The organism is Actinoallomurus liliacearum (genome assembly GCF_039542035.1).
Classification (GTDB): domain Bacteria; phylum Actinomycetota; class Actinomycetes; order Streptosporangiales; family Streptosporangiaceae; genus Actinoallomurus; species Actinoallomurus liliacearum.
Genome location: NZ_BAABHJ010000039.1, coordinates 231,482 through 245,769, shown reverse-complemented (window position 1 = coordinate 245,769; position 14,288 = coordinate 231,482). Strand labels below are relative to the sequence as shown.

The 14,288-nt window shown below is 72.9% G+C and carries 12 protein-coding genes, 1 pseudogene and 1 riboswitch; of the genes and pseudogenes, 8 read left to right on the top strand and 5 right to left on the bottom strand.

Annotated features, from left to right (window positions below):
• From ABD978_RS38595 to ABD978_RS38580, 4 genes and pseudogenes are all read right to left on the bottom strand, one after another.
• A pseudogene (locus ABD978_RS38595) lies at positions 1–323 on the bottom strand (hypothetical protein); the annotation flags it as partial.
• Positions 324–1,139: 816 nt separating this feature from the next.
• Entirely contained in the window at positions 1,140–1,907 is a 768-nt protein-coding gene (locus ABD978_RS38590; RefSeq protein WP_345365703.1) for a bestrophin-like domain, read from the bottom strand.
• Between the two features lie 172 nt (positions 1,908–2,079).
• Positions 2,080–3,294 (bottom strand): PucR family transcriptional regulator, encoded by a 1,215-nt coding sequence (locus ABD978_RS38585; protein WP_345365701.1) that lies wholly within the window; start codon positions 3,292–3,294, stop codon positions 2,080–2,082.
• Positions 3,295–3,353: 59 nt separating this feature from the next.
• The gene (locus tag ABD978_RS38580) at positions 3,354–4,295 is read right to left on the bottom strand and encodes an acyl-CoA desaturase (RefSeq protein ID WP_345365699.1); all 942 of its coding nucleotides are present in this window, start codon (positions 4,293–4,295) and stop codon (positions 3,354–3,356) included.
• A gap of 675 nt (positions 4,296–4,970) precedes the next feature.
• On the opposite strand from ABD978_RS38580, the gene ABD978_RS38575 reads away from it, so the two are divergent.
• The 7 genes from ABD978_RS38575 (at position 4,971) to ABD978_RS38545 (ending at position 12,332) form a co-directional block, all read left to right on the top strand.
• Complete coding sequence (locus tag ABD978_RS38575; protein ID WP_345365697.1) at positions 4,971–5,159, top strand: hypothetical protein; 189 nt, start codon at positions 4,971–4,973, stop codon at positions 5,157–5,159.
• Positions 5,160–5,271: 112 nt separating this feature from the next.
• A complete protein-coding gene (locus ABD978_RS38570) occupies positions 5,272–6,138 on the top strand; it encodes an SIS domain-containing protein (protein WP_345365694.1) in 867 nt (288 codons plus the stop codon).
• The gene (locus tag ABD978_RS38565) at positions 6,135–7,016 is read left to right on the top strand and encodes an ROK family protein (protein WP_345365692.1); all 882 of its coding nucleotides are present in this window, start codon (positions 6,135–6,137) and stop codon (positions 7,014–7,016) included. Before ABD978_RS38570 ends, ABD978_RS38565 begins: the two co-directional genes overlap by 4 nt.
• A complete protein-coding gene (gene nagA, locus ABD978_RS38560) occupies positions 7,013–8,119 on the top strand; it encodes an N-acetylglucosamine-6-phosphate deacetylase (protein WP_345365689.1) in 1,107 nt (368 codons plus the stop codon). The genes ABD978_RS38565 and nagA overlap by 4 nt, the downstream gene beginning before the upstream one ends.
• Positions 8,116–9,048: a 1-phosphofructokinase family hexose kinase gene (locus ABD978_RS38555; protein WP_345365686.1), complete on the top strand. Its 933-nt coding sequence runs from the start codon at positions 8,116–8,118 to the stop codon at positions 9,046–9,048. Before nagA ends, ABD978_RS38555 begins: the two co-directional genes overlap by 4 nt.
• Positions 8,958–9,785: a class II fructose-bisphosphate aldolase gene (locus tag ABD978_RS38550; protein WP_345365683.1), complete on the top strand. Its 828-nt coding sequence runs from the start codon at positions 8,958–8,960 to the stop codon at positions 9,783–9,785. The genes ABD978_RS38555 and ABD978_RS38550 overlap by 91 nt, the downstream gene beginning before the upstream one ends.
• Before the next feature lie 423 nt (positions 9,786–10,208).
• A complete protein-coding gene (locus ABD978_RS38545) occupies positions 10,209–12,332 on the top strand; it encodes a transglycosylase domain-containing protein (protein ID WP_345365680.1) in 2,124 nt (707 codons plus the stop codon).
• A 73-nt stretch (positions 12,333–12,405) separates the two neighbouring features.
• Here the strand turns inward: ABD978_RS38545 and ABD978_RS38540 are convergent, their stop codons facing one another.
• Positions 12,406–12,771 carry a hypothetical protein gene (locus ABD978_RS38540; protein WP_345365677.1) on the bottom strand — a complete coding sequence of 122 codons (366 nt, stop codon included), beginning with the start codon at positions 12,769–12,771 and terminating at the stop codon, positions 12,406–12,408.
• Positions 12,772–12,872: 101 nt separating this feature from the next.
• A riboswitch (SAM riboswitch) is annotated at positions 12,873–12,986 on the top strand.
• Between the two features lie 35 nt (positions 12,987–13,021).
• Here ABD978_RS38540 and ABD978_RS38535 point away from each other — a divergent pair.
• On the top strand, positions 13,022–14,275 hold the full coding sequence (locus tag ABD978_RS38535) for an aminotransferase class V-fold PLP-dependent enzyme (RefSeq protein ID WP_345365675.1): 1,254 nt from the start codon (positions 13,022–13,024) through the stop codon (positions 14,273–14,275).
• The last annotated feature ends 13 nt before the right edge of the window (positions 14,276–14,288 follow it).

Here is a 14,288-nt window from a genome sequence, read left to right as displayed (position 1 = left end):
GGCGAGGGCGCCGGCGGCGAGGGCGCCGGCGGCGAGGTGGGGGGCGGCGGAGCCGGCGGTGCCGGGGGCGGCGGGGGCGGTGGTGCGGCGCGCCCGCAGGGTCCGATGGCGAGGCGGACGTCCAGGGCGTGCAGCAGGTCCAGGTCGAGGCATACCGAGAGCGTCACGGCGAGCAGCGGCTGCGGCCCGCCCACCGCGACGGAGACCGGTCGGGGCGTGCCCGCGGCGACGGAGAGCGGCAGGAGACCACCCACGGCGACGGAGAGCGGCCCGGGGTCCCCGACGGTGACGGGCAGCAGCCCGGCCCTGCCGGAACCTGTCACGGCGAGCCGCCGCCCGGCCGGTGTGCCGGATCGGCCGGGAACGCGATCGGCGGGGTGGGTGCGCGCCGAGACCTGCCGACCGGGCGGACGGGATGGCTGCGGCTCACGCGGATCGGCCGGATCCTCACGGGCCGGTCGCGTGGCGGGCCGGGATGACGGGGACGACGGCCATGCGGGATCGGCGGCGGACGGCCCGCCGGAGTCCGGACCCCGGGACGCCGCGCCGTCGGGGGGCGCGTCGGCGGAGGCCGGGCCGCCGGACAGCAGACCCCCCAGGAGGCCCCTGGCGAGCGGGCCTTCCGGCAGAGGGCCGTCTGAGGGATCGGCCGAGGAGACCCGGCGCCCCTCGCCGACCGTGCGCGACCGGCCGGAGCGGGCCCCGCCGCCGGTCGCCGCCTCGCCGACCGTGCGGGATCGGGTGGAGCGGGCCCCGCCGTCGGCCGCCGGGGCCGCGGCGGGCGGACCCTCGGAGGATCTCGTGGCAGAGGCCCGGCGCACCGGTCTGGGCGTCCGGGACCTGGAACGGGCTCCAGGGTCGGCCGGTGGGGCCGCGGGGAGAGCGCGGTCGGAGGACTCCGTGGCGGAGGCCCGGTGCCCCTCGCCGGGCGTACGGGACCGGGCCGAGCGGGCCCCGTCGTCGGTCGGCGGGCCCGCGGAGCGAGGGCCGTCGGAGGACTCAGTGGCGGAGGCCCGGTGCATCGGGCCGGGCGTGCGGGACCGGGTGGAGTGGGTCCCGTCGTCGGCCAGGGCGGGGCTCGCCATGAGCCCGATGAGCGAACCCGTGGCAAGAACGCTGATGCCGCGTGCGCGCATGGGTCACCGGCTCTCGGGGATGCGGGGGAACTCCTGCTGCGCCGACGTGAACGCGTCGGGCTTGACGCGGAGCGCGCCGTTGAACACGTGGGAGATGTCGAACGCGAGGTAGACCCCGACGGCGAGCATCGCGGCCATCGCGGCCGCCGGGATGAGGGCCGTCCCCCGGGGCCGGGCCCCGGCGAGGAACGGGAACGCGCCGACGAGGATCCCCGTGACGATGGTGAGTGCCAGCAGGCCCCTCGGCGGGGCGCTCTTGGCGTCGACCGCGCGCTGGCCGCGGGCGGCCGATATGTCGCGGATGCGGTCGAGGAGGCTGCTGCGGGCGGTCTCCGCGTTGTTGCCGGAGACCTGCAGGCCGGTGACCTGGGCGCGCAGCGTGTCCAGGCGCGCCCAGCCCTCCTGGCTGAGCCGCCCCTGCTCCATGACGTGCCACTCGTTGTCGACGACGAAGCGCACGTAGTCGCGGAGTGACGCCTGGATCTGGGTGCCGGCCGGGGCGGGCAGCGCCGCGGCGGCCCAGTAGGCGTCGACGATCGCCTGGCTTTCCGCCTGGGTGTTCTGCCGGGCGGAGTCGGCCGTCGTCCACGGGACCACGATGGCGATGGCGAAGACGAGCAGGAAGAGGGAGGACAGCATCGAGCCCGCGTGACCCGCGGTCGTGCTGCCCGGCCCCCGGTCGTCGGCGCCGTGCCGTGCCTTCCGGAAGAGGAACGCGGCCGCGAACACGGCCCCGACGGCCGCGGCTACAGCGAGGGTGAACACGAGCATGACCGTCTCCATGGCTTGCCGTTGACGAGACGCGCGTGCGCCGACCTGTAGCGCACCGTCACATGACTATCACACTACGTATCTCGTTAGTAGCCGCAACGTCTCCTGTCCGAAGGCGGCCAACGACGGTGGGTGGCCCGCCGGTCGAGCCGGGATTCGCGAGACCGCGGGATCAGGCCTCGTCGGCGCGGGTGAGCGCGAGCCAGGCGTGCAGCGCCATCTCGAGCGCGAGTTGCCGGTCGGTGTCGTACAGGCGCTCCCCGAACAGGTCCTCGAGCTGCCGGAGGCGGTACCGCACGGTCTGCGGGTGGATGTGGAGGCGTTCGGCGGCCTCGTTCGCGTTGAACCCGCGCTGCAGGCAGGCGAGGAGCGTCTCGGCGAGGCGTTCGCGCTGCGCGGGGCGCAGGGCGTCGAGGGGGGCGAGCCGGCCGGCGGCGACGTTCCGGATGAAGTCCTCGTCGCGGAAGATGACGAGCGTCGCCTCATGGTCGCTGCAGCGGATCAGGCCGTCCGGGGAGATGATGCCGCGCCGGACGAGGGCGAGGGCCTCCCGGGCCCACCGCAGCGAGTTCGCCGCGGAGCGGAGCGGGGCGGTCGGGCCGACGGCGGTGATCCAGTCGACGTCGATGGCCTCGAGGATCCGGGAGCGTCCCGGGCCGTCCGGGTCGGGCAGCAGCAGGTACGGCTGCGGGCCGTCGGTGTCGACCAGCACGTCCGGTGGAAGCGTCAGCGGGGTGAACTGGTCCTGCTTGCGCTCGTGCAGCGCGACGCCCGCGACCGTACGGGGCAGGGCCCAGCCGGCGATCCGGGCGACCTCCGCGACCTCTTCCGGGGACGCGGGCGGGTCGGACAGGAGCAGGCCCAGGAGCCTGCGCCGGCGGCGTTCGACCTCGCCGGCGGCCCGCCCGATCGCCTTGAGGTACCCCTCGGAGGCGGCGGCGGCGATCTCGTCGAGGAAGAGGAAGATGGCCTCGGCCAGCGGGCCGAGCACGTCGGGCGAGTCGCACTGGTCGGCGATCCGGCGCCAGGCCAGCCGGGCGCCCACCCTGAGGGATCGCTGCAGCGCGTCGAGGCTGCGGCCCTGGTCGGCCTCCCAGGCCCCGATCGTCCGGTACACCGAGGCGATGCTCTCCCAGGGGGCGCGCGGGTTCTCCAGCAGGTCGACGAACTGGCGGAGCGCGCCCTCGACCGCGAGCCGTTGCTGGTGCTGGAAGACGTCGTCCTCCGGCCGGTCGAACTCGGGCAGCCGGGACCCGATCTCGGCGATCACCTCGTCCGCCAGCGGCCCGACGAGAGGACGCAGCCAGGCGGCCGTGCCTCGGGGGACGGCCAGCCACGGCCGGGATTCGGTGTCCTGTCTCCTCGCCACGGTCAACACACCCTTCATCGGCCGATCTTGCACGACGGGGGCGGGCTCGGTCGGCGGATGCCGCCGACTCGGTTGATTCAGTCGGCGCCGGCCCGTGCGGCGAGCCGCTGTTCGTCCGGCCAGCGAACGTCTCGGGCCCAGCCGAGGCGTTCGAAGAGCCAGATCAGCCGGGCGCTGGAGTCGAGCTGGCCGCGCAGGACGCCGTGCCGCGCGCAGGTCGGGTCGGCGTGGTGCAGGTTGTGCCACGACTCGCCGCCCGACAGCGGGGCGAGCCACCAGACGTTGCCGGACCGGTCGCGAGACCGGAAGGGCCGCTCGCCGCCGACGTGACAGATCGAGTTGATCGACCAGGTGACGTGGTGCAGCAGGCCGATGCGGACGAGCCCGGCCCAGAAGAAGGCCGACCAGGCGGCGCCGCCGTCCCAGGTGCCGGAGCCCCACAGGCCGCCCGCGACGGCGGGACCCGCGAAGGAGAACAGCACGATCAGCGGCTGCCACTGCGCGACCCGGCGCAGGTCGGCGTCGGCGAGCAGGTCGGGGACGTAGCGGCGCTGGTTGGTCTTCGGGTTGTTGAACGTCCATCCGACGTGCGCCCAGATCATGCCCTTGACCAGGGCCGGGACGGTCTTGCCGAACCGCCAGGGCGAGTGCGGGTCCCCCGGCCGGTCGGAGAACTGGTGGTGGCGGCGGTGGTCGGCGGCCCAGGTGATCACGTCGCCTTCGACCGCCATCGTGCCGGCCACGGCGAGCGCCACCTTCAGCGGGCGGGCGGCCTTGAACGCCTTGTGGGTGAACAGCCGGTGGTAACCGATCGTGATGCCGTGCCCGGCGATCACGTACATCACCGCTCCGATCACCAGATCGTGCCAGGTCACGCCCCAGCCCCACAGGACGGCGACGGACACGATCACGGCGATGAACGGAATCCCCACGAAGATTCCCACGATCACTCGGTCGCCGATGCCCATCCGCACTCCCCAGGGAGCATTCGTGTCGACCGCAACGGCCTGTTCCGCCATCTGACCCTCCTCCTGACATCGCGGGTCAGCGGAACGTTACTGGCGAGTATCTTTGTGATCTACGCAACATTCGCACACCTTGACCGCCGCAGTCCTCACAGAAGTGACAAGCCACGGACGTCGGCAACACCACCGACAAACCCGTCTTTCGCCGCCACCATCGGCAGATCAGGAGTCGGCTTCCCGAGATTTTTCAGCCGCCTTTCGGGCGATTCCGCGATATCTCCGGTGCAGGGTTAGTGATCCTTTACCGACGCGCCAGCGCCGCCGTCATTACCGCGCCTTTACCGTGGGCGGCGCGGGACGGCGCGAGGACCGTCGCCACGGGGACGCCGAGCTCGGACGAGCACACGGGGGAACACATGGATGCGCATTCCGGCCGGTCCGTACGGTCGGCACGGCGAAATGAGGCCGGAGACCGTCTCCGAAGCGCGATCGACGCCGAATCGGTCACACCGCTCATCGGGGTGTTCGACATGTTCTCGGCGTCCGTGGCGGCCCGCCACCATGACGGGTTGTCCGTCTCCGGATTCGGGCTCGGGTTCGGGTTCGCCGCCTCGTACTACGGCCTTCCGACATCGACTTCATCGCCTGGCCGGACGTGGTGGCTTTCGTCCAGCGGCTCCGGCCGGCCTTTCCACCGACGTCTCGCTATCCGACCTGAGCGACCTCGGCGTGGGCGTCGCCACCTACAGCACGCCGTGCCTGTTCGCCGCGCAGGCGGCGATGGACCGGGCGCTGGTCCGGCTGACGGAGGAGGACGGCCGGTCGCCGGAGATCGCCGGCGGCACGGTCGGCGTGGCCGACTGCCTGTCCCTCCTGGAGCGCGACCTCAGCCGGCACCATCCGCGGGACGACGACTGACCCGTTCGCCGCCTCTCGCGCATCATCTGCTCAGGACTGTTGGCGACTTCGTGTTCATTAGTGCATGATGCAAGCACGAATCGCTCAATAACGAGCAAACGCGGAGGCGGGATTGGCGCAGCAACACGTACTGGCCGAGATCGAGAGTCAGCCCTCCTGCTGGCGGCTGGCGGCCGACCGGCTGGCCGACGCACGGGACGCACTTCCCCGTGACGGCGAGCGGGTCGCCGTGTTCGGTTGCGGCACGTCCCTGTACATGGCCAGGGCGTACGCGGGGTTGCGCGAGAGCCGGGGCCTGGGCGTCACCGACGCCTTCCCCGCCTCGGAGCTCCCCTTCGGCCGCGACTACGACCGGTATGTCGCCATCAGCCGGTCCGGCACCACCACCGAGGTGCTCGAGGCGGTCGAGCGCCTGCCGAACGTCACGGCGATCACCGCGATCCACGACGCGCCGTTCGCCGCCGGAACGCGGCAAGTGATCCTCGACTTCGCCGACGAGAAGTCCGTGGTGCAGACCCGCTTCGCCACGACGGCGCTGGCGCTGCTGCGGGCCTCCATCGGCGACGCCGTGCCCGCCGACGACGCCGAGCGGGCGCTGGCCCAGCCACTGGATCCCGAGTGGGTGGCCGCCGAGCAGATCACCTTCCTCGGCCGGGGCTGGACCAACGGCCTGGCGGACGAGGCGGCGCTGAAGGCGCGCGAGGCCGCACAGCTCTGGACCGAGTCCTACCCGGCGATGGAGTACCGCCACGGCCCGATCAGCATCGCCCAGCCGGGCCGGCTGACCTGGATGTTCGGTACCGCTCCGGAGGGTCTGGCCGACGACGTCGCCGCGACCGGCGCGACGTTCGTGACCAGCGACCTCGACCCGCTCGCGCACCTGATCGTCGCGCAGCGGGTGGCGGTCGCCCAGTCCGAGGCGAAGGGACTCGACCCCGACCGCCCGCGGTCGCTGACCCGCTCGGTCGTGCTGAAGTGATCGTCGCTCTCGACGTCGGCGGCACGTCGATGAAGGGAGCGGTCCTCTCCCCCGGCCTCGACCGGGTCGCCGCCCTCCGCCGGCCCACGCCGCGGGGCGAGGCCGCGGTGGACGCCGTGCTGGAGACCGTGGCGGAGCTGGTCGAGCAGGCGGGCACCGCGCAGGCCGTCGGCCTCGCGGTGCCCGGCATCGTCGACGACGAGCGCGGCGTGGCCGCCTGGTCGGAGAACATCGGCTGGCGCGACGTCCCGTTCCGCGACCTGATCGCCGAGCGCACCGGCCTGCCGGTCGCGGTCGGCCACGACGTACGCGCCGGGGGCACCGCCGAGATACGCCTCGGCGCCGCGCAGGGCGCCCGCAACTCGCTGGTCATCCCGATCGGCACCGGCATCGCGGCGGCGATGGTGATCGACGGGCACCTGTGCGTCGGCAACGGCTACGCCGGGGAGATCGGGCACATGTCCGTCGGCGTCGACGAGCCGTGCGTCTGCGGCGGCACCGGCTGCCTGGAGGCCGTCGCGTCCGCCGCGGCGGTCGGCCGCCGCTACGCCCGCCGTACGGGCCGGGACGCGACCGCCGGTGAGGTCGCGGCCCTGGTGAGCGAGGGCGACGCCGACGCGGCGGCGATCTGGGCCGAGACGATCGGCTTCCTCGGCACCGCCCTCGCCGCCGCCACCGCGCTCGTCGCACCCGAGGTGATCGTCATCGGCGGGGGCCTGTCGCGGGCGGGCGACCTCCTGCTCGGCCCGCTCTCCGACGACCTCGCCGGACGGCTCACCTTCCATCGCCGGCCGCGCCTTACGATCGCGACATTCGGCGACGAGGCCGGGTGTGTGGGAGCCGGTCTGTGGGCACGCGACCTATTGGAGCGACGATGACGACGATGACGGTGCTGAGCGCGGACAAGGTCGTCACCCCCGGCGGGATCCTCGAACCCGGATGGGTCGGCGTCGAGGACGGCCGGATCACGCACGTCGAACAGGGCCGGCCGGAGCGCGCCGACCAGCACGCCCACGTGATCGTCCCCGGCTTCGTCGACATCCACTGCCACGGCGGCGGCGGCGCGTCGTTCGACTCCGCGGACCCGGACGAGTGCGTACGGGCGGCGGCGTTCCACCTGGAGCACGGCACCACGACGCTGGTCGCCAGCCTCGTCACCGCGTCCCCCGCCGAGCTGGAACGCCGGGCCGCCGTGCTCGCCGAACTGGCCGACGACGGCGTACTCGCGGGGATCCACTACGAGGGGCCGTTCCTGTCCGTCGCCCGCAAGGGCGCCCACGACCCCACGCTGCTGCGCGACCCCGACCCCGCGACCGTGGAGCGGCTGCTCAAGGTCCCGAACGTCCGCATGATGACGCTCGCGCCCGAGCTCGACGGCGGCCTGGACGCGGTGCGCCGCGTCCGCGACGCCGGGGTGGTCCCCGCCGTGGGGCACACCGACGCGACGTACGAGGTGGCGGTCGAGGCGACACGGGCGGGCGCGCGGGTCGCCACCCACCTGTTCAACGGGATGCGGCCGCTGCACCACCGCGAGCCGGGACCGATCCTCGCGCTGCTCGAGGCGCCGGAGGTCGTCGTCGAGCTCGTGGGCGACGGCGTGCACCTGCACCCCGCGATCGTGGCGCACGTCGCCCGGGTCGCGGGCGGCGCGCGGACCGCGCTGGTCACCGACTCCATCGCGGCGGCGGGCATGTCCGACGGCGAGTACACCCTCGGCGGGCTCGACGTCGAGGTGCGCGACGGCGTGGCCCGGCTGGCCGAGGGCGGCTCGATCGCCGGCAGCACGGCGACGACCGCGGCGATCTTCCGGCGGACGGTGCGGGCGTCCGGTGTCGCGCTGGAGGAGGCCGTACGCCTCGCCTCGACGACCCCGGCCACGCTGCTCGGTCTCACGGACCGGGGTGCCATCGCCCCCGGGCTGCGCGCCGATCTGGTGCTGCTCGACACGGACCTCCGGGTCCAGAGCGTGGTGACGGCGTGATCGTCACCGTCACGCCGAACCTCGCGCTCGACGTGACGTACGAGGTGCCGGAGCTGCGGCCGGGCGGCACCCACCGGGTCGAGGCCGTGCACACCCGCGCGGGCGGCAAGGGCGTGAACGTCGCGCGCGTGCTGCGGTCGCTCGGCCACGACGTCCTCGTCCTCGGCCTGGCCGGCGGGGCGACGGGCGACGCCGTCCGCGCCGACCTCGACGCTGCCGGGCTGGCGCACGACCTGGTCCCCATCGCCGGGGAGACCCGCCGTACGGTCACCGTCGTCGCCGGCGGTGACGCGACGCTCCTCAACGAGCCCGGCCCGGTCGTCACCCCGGAGGAGTGGGCGGCCCTCGAGGCCCGCATCCCCGACGCCGACGTCGTCGTCATCTCCGGCAGCCTGCCACCGGGCGTACCGCAGGACGCCGTCGCCCGGCTCGCCCGGCGCGACGTGCCCGTCATCGTCGACACGTCCGGTGAGGCCCTGCGGCACGCCGCGCCGTACGCCTGGGCCGTCAAGCCGAACGCCGCCGAGCTGGCCGAGCTGACCGGCACGGACGACCCGGTTGCGGGGGCACGGGCGCTGCGGGCGCGCGCCGTCGTCGTCTCGCTCGGCGCCGACGGCCTCATGGCCGTCACCGGTGACGAGGTTCACCGCGTGCCCCCGCCGCGGGTGGTCAGCGGCAATCCGACCGGCGCGGGGGACTCGGTCGTCGCCGCGCTCGCCGCCGGCGTCGGAACGCCGTGGCCGGACCTGCTCAAGGACGCCGCCGCCCTGTCGGCCGCGGCCGTACTCGCCCCCGTCGCGGGTTCCTACGATCCCGCCGCCTACGAAGGATTCCGCAGATGCCTCTCGTCTCCGCAGGAGAGTTCGTCGTCGCCGGGCAGGGCGTCGGCGCCTTCAACGTCATCCAGCTCGAACACGCCGAGGCGCTGATCGCGGGGGCCGAGGCGGCGGGCCGTCCGGTCATCCTGCAGATCAGCGAGAACGCCGTGCGCTACCACTCGGCCCTCGAGCCGATCGCGGTGGCCTGCCTCGCTGCGGCGCGCGCCGCGAAGGTCCCCGTCGCCGTGCACCTGGACCACGCGACCTCCCCCGAGCTCGTACGGGAGGCGGTCGGGCTCGGCCTGGGCTCGGTGATGTTCGACGCGTCCGCGCTGGACTACGACGCCAACGTCGCCACGACCTCCGAGATGACCGCCCACTGCCACGACCACGGCGTGTGGGTCGAGGCGGAGCTCGGCGAGGTGGGCGGCAAGGACGGCGTGCACGCGCCCGGCGCGCGTACCGACCCCGAGGAGGCGGCCCGCTTCGTCGCGGCGACCGGCGTCGACGCGCTCGCGGTCGCGGTCGGCACCTCGCACGCGATGACCGACCGGACCGCGTCGGTGGACCTCGACCTCATCGCGCGGCTCCGCGACGCCGTACCGGTGCCACTCGTCCTGCACGGATCCTCCGGCGTGCCCGACGCCGACCTGACGCGCGCCGTCGAGGCGGGGATCGTCAAGGTGAACATCGCCACACACCTCAACAAGGTTTTCACCGACGCGGTCCGGGCATATCTGGCCGACCATCCGACGGTTGTGGACACCCGAAAATATCTGGCGCCGGGGCGGGACGCCGTGGCGCGTGAGGTGGCGCGGTTGATCGGCACGGTGGTCACCAGGGGCTGACGGGCTCTTTATCCTCCGTGGCATAGGATCGTCAAGCCCCCGAACGCCGGGAACGCCGATCCGTACCGCGCGACCCTAACGGTAAGTTCGAGGGTTCACGCAGGTCACGGGGGACGAGTGAGTGACAAGGACACCGGCGTCGACGCCGGTGAATTCGCAACGCAGTCAGGGTCTACGCCAACTTCCGAGCCGTCCGGCGCGTCCAACAATGGAGGCGCCGACGGGCTCGAGGCCGCGGCAGGACCGGAGGACGCGGCCGATCCGCGCGGCGCCGCCGAATCGGCAACACCCGTCGAGTCCGGAGCCGCTGATCACCATGACGCCACTCGACCCGACACCGACCCTCGACCTGGAAGCGACCTGGCCGTGCGATCCACGGCGGGCAGCCCGTCAGCGGTCATGGTCGGCGAAAGCCCGTCGACCATGACCGCCGTGCACGCCCTGCCCGAGGGCGAGAAGTCCAAGCCGCCGAAGAAACCGAAGAAGCAGCGGAGCCGGCGGGCCAAGTGGCTCCGGCGCACGACGTACGTCCTCGGCGTGCTGATCCTGCTGCCCGTCGCCGCGTTCGTCGTCGCCTACCTGATGACGCCGGTCCCGAGTTCCGCGCAGCCCGACGCCGTGAAGGAGGCGTCGGTCTTCTACTACAGCGACGGCAGCGTCCTGCTCCGCACCGGCAAGAACCGCCAGCCGGTGCCCCTGTCCCAGGTGCCGAAGCCGGTCCGGGACGCCGTCATCTCGGCGGAGAACCGCAGCTTCTACAGCGACCCCGGAGTGTCCTTCAAGGGCACCGCGCGGGCGTTCTGGGCCACGGCGACCGGCGGGTCGCTGCAGGGCGGGTCCACCATCACCCAGCAGATGGTCCGCAATTACTACAGCGGCCTCAGCCAGCAGCGCACCGCGTCGCGGAAGCTCAAGGAGATCATGATCGCGCTCAAGGTCGGGCGCGAGAAGGACAAGAGCTGGATCCTCCAGAACTACCTCAACACCATCTACTTCGGCCGCGACTCCTACAGCATCGAGTCGGCCGCGCAGGCGTACTACGGCAAGGACGTCCAGAAGCTCACCCCGGCCGAGGGCGCGTACCTCGCGGCGGCCATCCAGGTGCCGACCTACGCCGGTGACCTGTCGGTGAAGGGCGCCCTGCCGTACATGCAGGCGCGCTGGAAGTACGTCGTCGACGGCATGGTGCAGATGAAGAGCATCACGCCGCAGGAGGCGGCGGCCATGCGGTTCCCCACGCCGGTCAAGTACAAGACGAAGGACATCTACGGCGGCCAGAAGGGCTACGTCTACGAGCTCGTCAAGGCCGAGCTGAAGCGGATGGGCTACACCGACGACCAGATCGCCAAGGGCGGCCTGAGAGTCCGCACGACGTTCGACAAGCACCTGATGGACGACGCCAAGAAGGCGGTCGAGGACGCCATGCCCTCCGGCGTCTCCAAGAAGGTGATGGCGGGCCTGGTGTCGATCGACCCGTCCAACGGCGAGGTCAACGCGTTCTACGGCGGCAAGGACTACCTGGACCAGGCGTTCAACTCCGCGTTCGACGCCAAGGTGCAGCCGGGGTCGGGGTTCAAACCGTACGTGCTGGCGGCGGCCCTGGACGACGGGATGTCGCTGGACGACTACGTCGACGGCAGCAACGACCAGACGTTCGACGGCAGCAACCAGCCGATCCAGAACGACAACAACGAGGACTTCGGCCCGGTTAACCTCGTCACCGCCACGGAGAAGTCCATCAACACCGCCTACGTCAACATCGCCCAGAAGATCGGGAACGACAAGGTGATGAAGATGGCGGAGAAGCTCGGCATCCCCGAGTCGCAGCTCACCGCCAACGGGGCGAACACCGCCGTGACGTTCCCGCTCGGCGTCATCGACGTCAGCGTGGAGCAGCAGGCCGCCGCGTACGCCGCCTTCGCCTCCGAGGGCGTGTACCACGCCCCGCACGTCATCCGGTCGGTCACCGACCGCGACGGCAAGAAGCGCACCGAGCCGACCGACGGCACCCGGGTCTTCAGCAAGCAGGTCGCCCGTGACGCGACGTACGCCATGCAGAAGGTCGTCGACAACGGCACCGGCTACCGGGCCGCGCTGCCCGACCGGAACGCCGCCGGCAAGACCGGCACCACGTCCAGCGGCAAGCAGGTCTGGTTCAACGGGTTCATCCCGCAGCTCGTGACCTCGGTGGCCGTCTTCCGGACCGACAACAAGGCGCTCAGCCTACCCGGCTACTCCGCGTACGGCGGCGACCTGCCGGCCAAGATCTGGCACGACTACCTCGTCAAGGCCGATGAGAACATGTCGGTGAAGCAGTTCGGCGACCCCTCGGTGTACGTCGGCCAGCGTCAGTGGCCGTCGTACACCGCGCCCGCCCAGCCGCGGCCGTACCCGACCTTCTCGCGGCCCCGGCCGACTCGGCCGACGCTGCCGACGCACCCGTCGCCGCCGACGCACCCGTCGCCCCCGCCGACCGGCGGCCCGCCCCCCGGCGGCCCGCCGACCGGCCAGCCGACGGGCCGGGTGTACGACTCCGGCTCGGAGTGAGCGATCCGAGCGCCCGCGGGCGCTCGGACCCTCAGTGACGACCCTTGGCCAGGGTGGCCGGCCGCCGCCGGCCTCAGTGACAGGCCTTGGCCAGAGCGGCCGGCTGCCGCTGAACGGCCGCCTGCATTCCGGAGATGTCGCGCGGGGTCATGCCGGTGCTGACGCCCCGCCACTCCGTGGCCATGCCGCTCAGCGTGCGCTTGACCTTCCGGTCGTCGGACTCGCGGGCGAGCGTGTCGAACCGGGCCGCGAGGGTCGCCGCCGCCTGCTTCCACCCGGTGATGTCGTCCGGCGAGATGCGGTTGAGCGTCGCGTTGTAAGTCCCGACCGCCTTGACGGCGTCGTCGCACACCTGGCCCTTGTTCGTCCCGACGGCGCAGCCGGCCGCGCACACCGCCACCAGCGCGGCCCCCACCGGCCACCGCCATCCACTCCGCATTACCCGCTCCCTTCGACGTTTCCTGCCGGTATTAGACGCACGGAAGCGGTCATGTGATCGCGAATAGGCAGAGTCCGGACGGTGCTCTATAATCCCGATCAGGTCACGAGTGCCAGCGTTGAGCCCCGGCTTGCTGGCCGGCAACCCTCCGTCCGTGGCGGGGTGCCCCGGGTGATGACCGGGTTCGGCACGACCGTGCCGGACAAGCGCGGACCCCTCGTGGGGTCCCAGACCCCGCTGGAGGTGCGTGTTGTCCGCTGTCCTCGATCTGCCCGCCGTCGCCCGTCCCACTCTTCGTGTCGTCGGCGCGGGCGTTCCCGTCCCCGTGGCCGGTGGGCGCACCGTTTCGTACGCGAACCTCGACTACGCGGCGAGCGCGCCCTGTCTGGAGGCGGTGCGCGACGCGCTCGACGCCGCCCTCCCCTACTACAGCAGCGTGCACCGCGGCGCGGGCTACGCGTCGCAGGTGACGACCGACCGGTACGAACGCGCCCGTCGCGTCGTACGCGAGTTCGTCGGCGCCTGGCACCGGGACGCCGTGGTGTTCACCCGTAACACCACCGACGCGATGAACCTCCTCGCGCACGCCCTGCCGCACGGCACCACGGTCGTCGTCTTCGAGTCCGAGCACCACGCGAGCCTGCTGCCCTGGGGGCGCGGCCACCGGGTCGTACGGCTCGCCGCCCCCGACTCCCCGACCGCGGCCGTCACGGCCGCCGGGGAGGCCCTCGCCGCGGCGCCGTCCGGGCCGCGCCTGCTCGTCGTCACCGCCGCGTCGAACGTCACCGGCGAACTGTGGCCCCTCGCCGAGCTCGCCGCCGTCGCCCGCGCGCACGGCGCCCGCATCGCGGTGGACGCCGCGCAGCTCGTCCCGCACCGGCCGTTCGACATGGGCGCGCTCGACGTGGACTACGTCGCCTTCTCCGGGCACAAGCTCTACGCGCCGTTCGGCGCCGGCTGCCTCGTGGGCCGCGCCGACTGGCTGCGCGCCGCGGAGCCGTACCTGCTGGGCGGCGGCGCCACCGCGAGCGTCGGCGAGCACGTGACGTGGTCCACCGACCCGCAGCAGCGGCACGAGGCCGGCACGCCGAACGTCCTCGGCGTCGTCGCCCTCGCCGCCGCCTGCGAGGCGCTGACCGACTGGGACGCCCTCGTCGCGGAGGAGGAGCGGCTGCTGTCGCGGCTGCGGAGGGGGCTGGCGGCGATCCCCGGCGTACGGGAGCTGTCGCTGTGGGGCGACCGGCATCCGCGCGTCGGCATCGTGCCGTTCGTCGTGGAGGGGCGCGAGTCCCGTGCCGTCGCCACGGCGCTCTCCGAGGAGTACGGCATCGGCGTCCGCGACGGGAAGTTCTGCGCGCACCCCCTCGTCCGGCGCCTGGTCGGCGCGGGAGACGGCGGCTGCGACGACGGTGACGGCACCGCCCTGCGGGCGAGCATCGGCATCGGCACGACGGACGAGCACATCGACCGCCTGCTGACCGCCCTGCGCCGACTGTCCCACTGAGGCCGCCCCACTG